General features: G+C 54.5%; 10 protein-coding genes. 1 reads left to right on the top strand and 9 read right to left on the bottom strand.

Features of this window, described 5'->3' with window-relative positions; translation table 11 throughout:
- Positions 1–30: 30 nt before the first annotated feature.
- The 5 genes from NSU14_RS00995 to NSU14_RS00975 all read right to left on the bottom strand — a co-directional run bounded on the left by NSU14_RS00995 (position 31) and on the right by NSU14_RS00975 (position 7,676).
- The gene (locus tag NSU14_RS00995) at positions 31–1,449 is read right to left on the bottom strand and encodes a family 43 glycosylhydrolase (RefSeq protein ID WP_340942193.1); all 1,419 of its coding nucleotides are present in this window, start codon (positions 1,447–1,449) and stop codon (positions 31–33) included.
- A 9-nt stretch (positions 1,450–1,458) separates the two neighbouring features.
- Positions 1,459–3,102, bottom strand: coding sequence for an extracellular solute-binding protein (locus NSU14_RS00990; RefSeq protein ID WP_340942191.1), 1,644 nt, complete (start codon positions 3,100–3,102; stop codon positions 1,459–1,461).
- Between the two features lie 99 nt (positions 3,103–3,201).
- Positions 3,202–4,872, bottom strand: a complete 1,671-nt coding sequence (locus tag NSU14_RS00985) for a response regulator (RefSeq protein ID WP_340942189.1) — start codon at positions 4,870–4,872, stop codon at positions 3,202–3,204.
- Positions 4,869–6,611 (bottom strand): sensor histidine kinase, encoded by a 1,743-nt coding sequence (locus tag NSU14_RS00980; RefSeq protein ID WP_340942187.1) that lies wholly within the window; start codon positions 6,609–6,611, stop codon positions 4,869–4,871. The genes NSU14_RS00985 and NSU14_RS00980 overlap by 4 nt, the downstream gene beginning before the upstream one ends.
- A gap of 105 nt (positions 6,612–6,716) precedes the next feature.
- Positions 6,717–7,676, bottom strand: coding sequence for an acetylxylan esterase (locus NSU14_RS00975; RefSeq protein ID WP_042139994.1), 960 nt, complete (start codon positions 7,674–7,676; stop codon positions 6,717–6,719).
- A 101-nt stretch (positions 7,677–7,777) separates the two neighbouring features.
- Here NSU14_RS00975 and NSU14_RS00970 point away from each other — a divergent pair, with 101 nt between their 5' ends.
- Positions 7,778–8,641, top strand: a complete 864-nt coding sequence (locus tag NSU14_RS00970; protein WP_042139995.1) for a PocR ligand-binding domain-containing protein — start codon at positions 7,778–7,780, stop codon at positions 8,639–8,641.
- 294 nt (positions 8,642–8,935) lie between these two features.
- Here the strand turns inward: NSU14_RS00970 and NSU14_RS00965 are convergent, their stop codons facing one another.
- From NSU14_RS00965 to NSU14_RS00950, 4 genes are all read right to left on the bottom strand, one after another.
- Positions 8,936–9,319 (bottom strand): hypothetical protein, encoded by a 384-nt coding sequence (locus NSU14_RS00965; RefSeq protein ID WP_039303101.1) that lies wholly within the window; start codon positions 9,317–9,319, stop codon positions 8,936–8,938.
- A gap of 157 nt (positions 9,320–9,476) precedes the next feature.
- Entirely contained in the window at positions 9,477–10,244 is a 768-nt protein-coding gene (locus NSU14_RS00960; protein ID WP_340942182.1) for an ABC transporter permease subunit, read from the bottom strand.
- Positions 10,241–11,155, bottom strand: coding sequence for an ABC transporter ATP-binding protein (locus NSU14_RS00955; protein WP_340942180.1), 915 nt, complete (start codon positions 11,153–11,155; stop codon positions 10,241–10,243). The genes NSU14_RS00960 and NSU14_RS00955 overlap by 4 nt, the downstream gene beginning before the upstream one ends.
- Positions 11,155–11,361: a PLD nuclease N-terminal domain-containing protein gene (locus tag NSU14_RS00950; protein ID WP_445669992.1), complete on the bottom strand. Its 207-nt coding sequence runs from the start codon at positions 11,359–11,361 to the stop codon at positions 11,155–11,157. Before NSU14_RS00950 ends, NSU14_RS00955 begins: the two co-directional genes overlap by 1 nt.
- Between the last annotated feature and the right edge of the window lie 40 nt (positions 11,362–11,401).

Here is an 11,401-nt window from a genome sequence, read left to right as displayed (position 1 = left end):
TCCCCTCTCTTCATCCGGATTGGAATGGACCTACATTGCAAACTGCCTGAATATGAATTCCGCACTCCCCTCACTCACGAACAGCCCCGTCCCTCCCTGCTGGAAATCATACAGCCGTGTGCTTAACGCAAGCTCCTCGTTCACATAGACTACGCATACCTGATCTTCCAGATATATGCTTAACGAGCAGGCGGTTTCCGGCAGTAATTGCAGCGGCCGCTCCATGCCGACGGCGTAGGGGACATCTCCCTTCCTCGGCCACTGGTCAACAACAATCCGGTTACGGCCCGGCTCCAGCCGGATCATATACCCCTGCCCGAACTCCTGATCGGTCCGCAGAACAATGCCGCAGCCCCGGGTGCCGGGAGCGAACGTTATCGTCGCCTCCAGCTTGCAGGCGCCGTCCGGTAATGGCCCCGCATAGGCACCGGCGAAGGAATCGGCTGCTGTAACCGCGGCCGTGCTGCCGCTGAACTTCCAGCGTCCGAGCACTTCGGTGAAGGATAAAGCGCTTTCCTTATTGAACGCAGCATTCAGGGTATCCGGCACTTTTACAAGCAGCTCACCCTCCGTGCCCTGTACGACTTCATGCACAACCAGATGTCCGCCCCATTGCCAGGTGCCCCCGTCATGCTCGCCTTCCCGCGTCGGGTTCCATCCGAATGCATAACGCCGCTCACCGTCAGTCCAGGTCTTGGCGGCATAGAATGCCCGGGTATCAAGTGCATCGTTCTCCGGCGCCAGCCAAGGCCCCTGCAGCGAGCGGCTCATCCGGTAATGCGTGACTGTACGGTCCGAGAATGTCGAGTACAGAAGGTACCACCATTCCCCCATCCGGAACAGATCCGGGCATTCGTGAGTCGTATACAAGTAGGGAGCCCAGAACGGATCGCGTACCTCCCAGCCGGTCAAGTCCTTGGAGGCGCATAGGGCAACGCAACCGCGGCGGCCCGCTGGCCCTTCCTTTAACCGGGCGGCAAGCAGCATCCAATATTCCCCCGCCTCCTCGTTCCAGAACACAAACGGATCGCGCCAGTCATGCTCCTCGTAGACCTCCGTTGGCGCGTAGAAGGCATCCTGCGGCCGTTTTTCCCAATGTACAAAATCACTGCTGACCGCATGCATCACTGCCTGCTGCGCCTTGCCCTCCGCCGGATAATGAAAATTGTTGCCGGTATAGAAAATATGATACAGTCCGTCTTTCTTCAGCACGCATCCCGTATAGATATACAGGTCCTGCTCGGATACCCCGCCCCTCGGCAGAACCTCTCCGTATTCCTTGTAGTGAATGAAATCCCGGGTCCCCAGCAGAAACCACGGCGTGCCTTCACCGTGTCCTTCCCTGTCGCGCCAATCTTTCAGATACAGCAGCTTAAACTCGCCGTCTTCATAGAACGGGATAACGTCGGCCAGCCAGCCGTCTTCAGGCTTGTAGAATAATTTGCTCATGCTGCTCGTTCACTCTCCTCCATACGGTTCATTAATTTCTTCCAGGATCGCCTTACCGCCAAGCCGGTTCCAATCCTTTACGAATCTATCGAATTCATCAATGGAAACCGCCCCCATAATAATTTTGGTGAAGGTTTCCTTCTCGAGTCTGTCCAGCATGGCCCACTTCTCTGTCATCGTAGGGGTCTGTCCGCCGAAGGCAGTCATCAGCAGCCGGTCGCCGCTATAGTGGTCCATGGTCGTCTCGAACCCGAAATATTGATGGGCAACGGCCCAATTATCCATATTCCCGGTTGTCAGGTAATCAAGAGTCGGCCCGTATTTGTCGGTTTCGGTGAGCGCATCCTTCAGCAGGCTTCCATCCTCGTTCCTGATGGCCTCGCGCAGTAACGACAACGACTCTGCCACATCCTCGTTGGATACACCGGATTGGACAAAGGACAGCCTGGAGGTGTTGATCCGTCCGCCGGCTTCTTCCACGGTAATGAATTCGCCTTCGCCGCGTCTGGAGCCGTGAACCACCTCTTCATGCAGGTTCAGCATTTTCACCACAGCCTCCGGGTGCTGATAGCCTTTGCGCACTACGACATATCCGCTGGCCGAGAAGCCTACGCTGGCCTTGGCCGGCACGCCATCCACCGAAGGCACCGCAAACGGCTTCCACTCCATTCCGGGGTTTTGTCGTACAGCATCCAGGAATACATAGGGATTCCAGTTGGCGCCGAACGTCATGCCGAGCTTGTTCGCGGAAATATCCTCCACCACCTGGTTGCTGTCCTTGACACCGAATTCCCGGTCCAGCTGCCCGCTCTTATACATCTCCTGAAGCTTGCCCAGCGCACGCTTCATCTCGGGCTGTATGGAACCGTAAATCACTTGACCGTTCCCGTCCTTGATCCAGGTCTGCGGATAGGCGTGATACGCATTGAAGAATCCCGTAACTGAGGCAATGCCGCCATACAGGTAATTATTGATCGCCAGGCCAAAGGTATCCTGTTGGTTGTTGCCGTCGGGATCTTGCCCCGTAAATGCATCGGCAATCGCAAACACCTCCTCCAGCGTTTTGGGCTCAGGCAGACCCAATTTGTCCAGCCAGTCCGTACGCACCCACAGCAGATTGGCTTCGTAGATCGGAGCATTGACGATGGGAATGGCCAGCAGTTTGCCGTTGAACGTGGCGGAAGCCAAGGCCGCGCCGCCGTCTCCCATCTGCAGTTTTTTGGTGCGGCTGGAAGCGTAGCGCTCGTAGACCGCGGTCAGATCTTCCAATTGATCCGCATCGGCCAGCTGTTTGAGCTGGCCTGCCGAGACGGAGAACATCTCCGGCAGACTGCCCAATGCGATCAGGACATTCAGCTTGCGGTTGTACTCGCCCGGCAAGGCGGTCCAATCGTGTTCAATTTCGATGCCCAGCAGGCTGCGGTACTCCCGGTACCAGATATTATCTTCAATGCTGTCACCGCCGGGATACGTCCAGGTCTGATCAACCGGACGCGCGATATGAAGCTGAATCGGCGGATCGTATTTTCCAAACGGGTAGGCTTCATGTTCCGCAGAGTTCAAGCTTCTGTCCGTTCCGGGACTGCCAGCGCTCAGCAGAAGCGACAGAACGATTCCGTAAGACGTCAAGACTGCCAATCTCTTTCCCTTCACTTCTTATCCCCCCTAAATCTTGGTGGGTCTTTCGTGAAAGTTCGCCTTATTTAGCATTATTATAGGCTCGCTTCCCCTAACCCCTCTACTCGCCGATTTTCACTTTTGATTATCCGATTTGGATAAGGTATGCCGCTCTCTGTATTCCTGGGGAGTAATGCCGGTCTCCTTCTTGAAAAAGCGGTAGAAGGATTGCTCCGTCATAAAGCCGACCGCTTTCGAAATGTCCTGCACAATCAGACTGCCACCCTCCAGCAGCTTCTGGGCTTCCGCCAACCGGGAGGAAGCCACGTAATCCGGCAACGACTGGCCCGTTAAACGCTTATACAACCGGGTCAAGTAATACGGATTGTAGCCGACGACATCACCGATCCGGGTCAGTGAGAGATCGCCGGCCAAATGGTGCTCCACGTACAACCGGACGCGGGTAATCAAATCATGCTCGCGGTAGACCTGGTCATCTTGCTTTTGTTCAAACAGCCGCATGGCCAGCGCCGACAAATAATCTTCCGCGCTCTCCCAAGAAGGGTGGGCCTCATATCTTGTAAGCTTGTCCAAATCAATGGACTCTCCGATGACCTCATGCAGTTCCCAGCGGTTCATATAAGACAGCAACAAACACATGAGCGAATAGTAGATCTCCAGCTTCAGCCGGTTGTCGGTGCCACGCGAAGGGGAGGCCAACGCTGCCAGCTTGCCGAATTCGAGAAAAAAATGCTCCTGCTGTCCGTTGTCCAAATAAGCCGCCATGGCTCCCAGCTTCCCCAATTGGCTGCTAATTTCATGATTGTGCAGCTCTGCCTGCTGCGCCTCATCTCCAGCTTCCTTGCGCTGTTCGATCAGAACAAGCTCCTTGCCCATGCCGAGTCCCCGTCCCAGCAGCGCCTTCAGGGTGCTGAACTGCCGGGGCGCCTCCTCCCAGGGGCGAAATGCTGCACCGGCCGAGAACGACAGCCGCAGCTTCAGCAGCCGCTTGCAGCTCATGGCGATCGTCTCAAGCGTCCCATGGATGAACCGGAGCGCCCGCTCCCTGTCCTCCGGAGCATCTGCCATAGGCTGCAGCAGCCACAGCAGCTTGTTCTTCTCATAACGCAGACTGAGGCAGCGCACGGAGGGGAGCCAATATTCTTCGGCAATATTCCGGATAGCGTACAGCATCAGCTCCCTCTCTGCTACACTAAGCTCGTCCCGCCAATCGTCCACGCGCCCGATGGCGAGCATTACGCCGCATCCGGCATCCAGCGGGCATTCCAGCTCCTGGAATTTATGTGCAAGCTGGCTTACGAGCGGGCTGTCCCCCTGCAACAGCTCCAGCAAATAATCGCCCAGCAGCAGGGGACGGACAAGCTGGAGCTGCCGGTGTGCCCGCTCGATCAGCTCCTCTGCTTCCACCGCCGCATATAGCTGCGCAGCGGCCTGCTCCACAGCGTGAAGAATCGCTTCCTCACCTTCTGTCTTTAACAGGTAGTCCACCCCGCCGCCACGCATGACTTGCTGTATATAATCAAATTCGTTATATCCGCTCAAAAAAATAATTTTGCACCACGGCCAGTGGCGTCTGATTTCCTGCTGCAGCTCAAGCCCGTCCATTCCCGGCATACGGATATCGGACAATACAATATCGAACTTCATCTTTCCGAGCTGCTCCAGTGCCTCCGCAGCGGAATAAGCACCGTATACCTCCAGCTCCAGCTTGTCCCAGTGCCCGAACAGATCAAGCAGGTTCCGTACAATCCACCGTTCATTATCGACAATCAGCAGTCTGATCATGGCTGTCTCCCTTCTTCCCGTCTTATCATCAGCAGCACCTTCAATCCGCCCAGCCCGCTGCGTGACACCTCAATTCCGAACGCCGGACCATAGTTCAACTGAAGCCGGCGGTGCACATTGAGTATTCCTGTCGTCTCCATAGCTTCTTCAGCAAGAGCCAGCGTTCTGCGCAGCGCATTCAGCTGTTCATCGTCCAGCGATTCGCCGTTGTCTTCCACCCCGATGACAAGCCGGTCCGCCCCTTCCTCCCGGAAGGTTACCCGCAGCGTCCCTTCTGCCAGCTTGTTCTCCAGCCCGTGGGCATAAGCATTCTCAATTAATGGCTGGACAATGAGCCGAGGCACCATAGAAGTCTCCCACCCTTGCGGTATGGGCTCCAGTTCGGCTGTAACTGTACCGGCAAAGCGTATATTCTGAATCTCCACATAAGACCATGCGTGCTTCATCTCTGCAAGCAGACTGACCTGTTCTGCTCCACTACGTGTAATAAACTGAAAATAGCCGCTGAGATGGTGAAGCATCCGCTCGGCTACTTCATGTTCCCTCATACGAACGAGACCCTGCAGAATGAAGAAGGTGTTGTAAAAAAAATGGGGGTTAATCTGCGATTGCAATTGCTTAAGCTCGGATTGCTGGGATCTGATCTGCTGCTCATACACCTCATGAATCAACTCCTGAATCCGCTCCAGCATATGGTTGAAGTGGTTATATACATAATTGAATTCATCCTGATTGCCGTGATAGAGCCTGACACTCAGATCACCCATCTCCACTCTCCGGAAGGAAGTAATCAGCCGCCTCATCGGCTTATGAATAAACCTGTATATCCAGTAAGAGAAAACTACGGCGAGCAGCAAAGCGACCAGCGACTCTCCCCAAATCCAGTTGCGATGCTTGTTCAGCGGCTCCAGCACCGTTTCCGCAGGAACAAACACGGCCAAAGTCGTTCCCAGCAGCGGTGAATATTCACTGGCTCCAAAATAGTCAACGCCTGCCGACTCCAGCCGGTATTGGCCGGACTCGCCGCTGTCGTTGAGCAACTCCCCGCGGGGAGCTTCCCCGAACGCAGCCAGCAGCGAGTCCTCCACACCGGAGGCAATCTGCCACTGACCGCCAGTGTCCATCCATACAGCTCCGCCGCCCTCCCCCTCGGCCATGCTGGAGAGTGAGCGGAGAATCTCCGGGCGTGACAGCTGAATTTCGATGGCCAGCACAGGCGGCCGGCCGGCATACACGGCATCGGGATACACGCCGCTCATCAGCAGCTTCTCGCCCATACCGAAGATCGGCGATTTCATGTGAGCCGGGTTCAGAATGTCCTCCAGTTCTTCAAGCGGCATCTCACTGTCGAAATTGTTGGCATTAATGCTCCGGTCCAGGGAAGGAATATACAGCTTAACGTTCTCCACGAACGGGCTGGAGCTTTTGAGCAAATATAATTTGCTCTTGGCGGATAACAAGGCGCGGGTCCTTTCATAATCGTTCAACTGGTTCGGAACCGTCGCCAGCAAGAGCAAATCATCGTCATTGACATACTCCAGCTTCAGCCGCGTCAGCCGTGTCAGCTCTGTCTCCAGCGAAGTCAGATAGAAGTGGACACGGCTGGCCATGGATTCCGAGATTTGCTTCTGGACAACCTCCTGTCCGGATTGATTCATGACTAGACCCCACAGGTAGAGCGGAATAATGACAAGCAAGAAAGCCATAACAAGTTTGGGATAAATTGAAAGCGTTCTCATAAATCTGATCAACAGCATCTCTCTCCTTCCACAAGCCTCCCCTGTAGTCCCATCATACCTCTGCAGCAGGCCCTTAAACAATAATAAAGAGAGGCGGTTAGCCTCTCACATTTCAAGCAGAAATTGTATGGTTTTGTCCTCGAAGCCCGGCAGCCGCTCATGGATGAAATCGGGATAGATCTCCAGTTTCTTCTCGCAGCGGAGGCGGTTATAGGCGGCGAATTGCGTCGAAGGCGGACACACCGTATCCAGTAATCCTACCCCCATCATCACTTTCCCGCTGATCCGGTCCGCCAGGTGTTGAACATCAATATAGCCGAGCCGTTCAAAAATCTCATCCTCCCGCAGGTGCTGGGGATCGCGGTGACGGAAAAACGTCCGCAGTTCCTCGTAAGCATCTCTGGCCAGGTCCATTTCCCATACCCTTTTATAATCACACAGGAACGGGACACTTGGCGCAGCCCGGTTGATCCGCGGCTCAAGCGCCGCACAGGCCAGCGCCAGCCCCCCTCCCTGCGATCCGCCGATTGCACCGACGCGGGCGGCATCCACTTCCGGCATGTCCATTACAATTCCAGCGAGCTGTGCCGCATCAAGATAGATCTGCCGGAACAGCAGCCGTTCGGGCGCATCATCCAGTCCGCGGATCAGGTGCCCTTTATGTGTGGTTCCTTTGACCCCGCCAACATCTTCGGACAGTCCTCCCTGGCCTCTGCAATCCAATGTGGCTATAGTAAAGCCCAAGGAAGCATAGATTAGCTTGTCGGCCCAGTCATCCGAATGATGGGCGTACCCGTGGAACTGCACTACCGCCGGGTGCGGACCTGCAACATGCTTCGGCTTGACCAGCTTCGCATGGATACGCGCTCCGCCTGTCCCCGTGAAATACAAATGGAAGCATTCGGCGAACGGAACCTGAAACCCGCTTCTCACCAGTTCAACACGGGCATCCGTATTTCTCATCTCTTGCAGTGCTTGTTCCCAGTAAGCCTCGAAGTTGGCCGGACGGGGATTACGTCCCTCATACGTTAATAATTGTTCTAACGGCATATCGACTAGCGGCATTAATAAGCACCTCCGTCTCTCTTGGTTTGTGTGTCCTATATCAAATACAGTACAATGTTGCCAGCAACGCAGAACAACCCGGAAGAAGAGGAGGCCGCACCATGAGCTTGTTGTTCAACCTACCCGAAGTCAAGGAATTGCTGCGCAATTTCTATACATTGACCGGTATCCGCACCGTGATTTTCGACAATTCCTTCACTGAGCTGGCTGCCTATCCTACCCGTCATTCGACATATTGCCACATCATCCGGAGTGATCCGCGCGCAGAGGCCCAGTGCATCCTCTGCGACCAGGCAGCCTGCACCCAAGTGAAAAAGGAGAAAACCCTCTACACCTATCAATGTCATGCCGGACTTACCGAAACGGTGGTGCCTATTCAAACGGACAATCAGGTCATCGGGTATATTATGTTCGGCCAATTGCTGCAGACCGGGTCCCGCGATGAGTTATGGGAGAAGGTCTGTGAGAATATAAGCCCCTATAATGTGGATATGAATAAACTGTACAGCGCCTTCCAGCGAAAAAAATACATCTCCAAGGAAGTCATTGATGCTTACGCCAAAACCATGGAGATGAGCGCCAGCTACCTGTATCTATCCCGGATGCTGGTTCTGAAGGAGGATACGCTGGCACAAAAGATCGACGGTTATATTACAGAGCATATCCAGGAACCGCTGTCCGTTCCCGTTCTGTGCAAAGAATTCAGCATCAGCAAATCCCATCTCTACAAGCTCTCGGAGCAGAACTTTGGCATGGGCATTGCCGAATACATCCGTAGCCTGCGTATCCAAATGGCCAAAAGGCTGCTGGGTGACACCGATAGTCCGATTTACGAAATTGCGGAGCAAGTCGGCATTCCCGATTATAATTACTTTACCAAAGCCTTTAAAAAGGTCACCGGCACCTTGCCCAGAGTCTACCGCAAAGAAAACACTTTACAAGGACGCACTCTGGACCGGTTCTGATTGCACCTGAGTGGAAGCGCATACAGCAGGGAAGGCGCCATGGCAGCTTCCCGCAATAACCGATTTTTATCACCCCCAGCTTATAGCAGTTCTGCCTGCTCTTTGCTGATCTTATCATCCGGTCCCTAGAGCAAAATAGTAATAAACGTTTCAGTTAATAGTCATTTTGTTTCAAGGTGTGCACTACTGTACGCGAAAAAAATGCTAATTCATTTCTACATTTTCACCGGTTAGGGTGATGCATGCTTGGCTGGGCACGCGACAAACAAAAAAGCCGGCTTTCGCCGGCTCTGCTTAAATCCAAGCGCGAAGATTCACCTGTTTGATGAAATCCGCCTGGGACAAACTTTCTTTGGATGTTGTCTCCAGCTCTTCCGCTTCAACTTCCTCACCGTTCATCAAATGATGGAACAGCTTCTCGTTGTACGTCGATAGAGCATAATCTATCAAAGCTTCGTGCGTGGCTCTTTCAGCTTCTAGTACCAGCAATTGCTCTTCGGCCTCAATATCCTCCGCCGTAACATAGAAATTTCTATTGGCCTCGGGAACACGAATGACATAATCAAACGCATTATCTGGATTGCGGTCGTAAGCAATTAGGTAGCCGTAGTCTCCGATAGGAAGACTCTGCTCAAAAGCGTCCGCGACAATGACAATCTTCTCTCCTAAACGCAGCATCGTCCTACCTCCTGACCAAAATCTATCATGGTTCTGCTTGTTTCAACAGTCTACTAAAAAAAGATAGAGCTGTCCAGCCGCAGGAGAGTAGTCCGATGATTTTTCGCAGAAAATACTCTGAAAATTCTTGAAAACGTGCTATTCCATTGCAATTTTATCAATTCGGCAATTTATTCCTGCCAATGAGCAGCGAGGCTCCGGCAATACAAGCAACGATTAACAGCGCTGCTGAGATCATCGGTCCGCCGGTTACTCTGCCTTCTGCAAGCACGCCGGCAGACATTCCGGGCAGAGCTGCAGGCAACCAGGCAGTCCTGGAAGGCAGCAGGCTGTGGGCGAGACTCATCCCCGCAGCCAGCAGGAGAGCAAACCCGGCAGCAGCAGGTCCGCGCAGCCAGGCGCTGAAGAGCAGCGTAAGTGACACCGCACACAGCAGCCAGAGTGCATAGAGTCCGGAAGCCGCCGCAACTGTGCCCCAGGCCAAGCTCCCCATAAGCTGCACTGTATAATAAGCCGCTCCCGCAACCCCCAGGACCAGTGTAATTATCAGCACTGTGAAATTTGCCGCCCATTTGGCAACAACGATGGATACCGGTGAAACAGGTCTGGCCATCAGCAGCTCGGCTGTCCCGCTGCTCCGCTCCCCGGCCAGGCTGTTCATTGTCCCCAGCACTAGAATCAGGATGCCAATCGTTCCGTATTGGCCCAGAGCCTGAGCCATTACCGCAGCGGCCCCAGGCATCTCGTAGCTGTCCATAAATCCTGCCGGGACATTTGAAGAGGCTGCCAGTATATCAGCCATATAAAAGGTGACCAGCGGCTGCATGATGCCCAGAATAATAAACACTACAGGTATCCAGATCAGCTTATAGCTGCGCACTGCCTCCAGCATCTCTCTGTAATACAGGGTCCAGAGCTTGCTCATGTTCCCACCACTTTCATAAACAGGTCCTCCAGCGTTGATGAACCTGCTTCAAATTGCAGCAGCGGAATATCCAGCCCTGCCGCTTCCTGCAGAATTATCCGGCGCGCGAGCCCGACATCGCTTACGTTAAAGACTGCCCTGCCGTCCGAAATACTTGCTTCTTCAATAAAAGCTTTGTGCCTAAGCTCCTCCAGCCACCGGACAGCCTTGTCTTCCTTCGCTGTGGTTATTCTGATAACCGGAAGACTGTACTCTGCCCGGAGACGGGCCAAGGTCCCCTGCACAGCTATAGCTCCCCTGTTCATCAATATGACGTCATCGCATATCTCTTCCGCATCATGCAGCACATGGGTGGAGAAAATCACAGTTGTCTCTTCCCGGATGTCCCGCAGCAGCTCCATCACTTCCCGGCGCCCTATAGGATCAAGCGCAGAGACAGGCTCGTCAAGCAGCAGCAGACGCGGGCGGTGCACTAAGGCCTGGGCCAGCCCCAGGCGCTGCTTCATACCGCCGGAATATCCGCCGATCCGGCGGCGCGCTGCGGAGCTAAGCCCCACGCGCTCCAGCACTGCGCCCGACACCGCCGCCGCTTCTTTGGCGGCCATGCCGCTAAGCTTGGCGGCAAAGATCATATATTCGAGTCCGCTCATCCAGCTGTAAAAAGCCGGAGACTGCGGCAGATAACCAAGCTGCCGGCGGTAATCCGTTCCGGGAGGAGCGCCGCCAAAGGAGATGCTCCCTCCGGTAGGCGGCAGAAGACCGGCAAGCATGCGCAGTGTGGTGGTTTTGCCTGCTCCATTGGGTCCCAGCAAAGCGACACAACGCCCGGCTTCGGCTCCGAAGCTGATGCCGTCCACGGAGGGATGTCCGCCAAAGCTTTTGCGGAGATTCGTAACCTCAAGCAGCGGCATCAGAGTTCTTTCCTTCCCAGTGTGAAATAAGCTATACTTCCTAGCAGGTTGCCAAATACCAGGAGCAGCACCCACATCCATTTGGGCCCGCGGACCTGCTCTGTCCTGGCCAGCGAGATCAGTCCTACAACCGCCAGCAGAATCTGCAGCGCCAGCAGCGGCGCAATCAACCCCCAGTTCACTTTATCCATCCGTACACCCTCCATACTCCAGTTTGCTATTCTGAAATCGCCTTCCCTGTCCGCC

Origin of the sequence: Paenibacillus sp. FSL R10-2771 (genome assembly GCF_038000205.1) — a bacterium.
In the GTDB taxonomy this organism is placed as follows: Bacteria; Bacillota; Bacilli; order Paenibacillales; family Paenibacillaceae; genus Paenibacillus_AQ; species Paenibacillus_AQ phytohabitans.
Note: the sequence above shows the minus strand (reverse complement) of the source record. Positions and strands in the feature narration are given on the sequence as shown.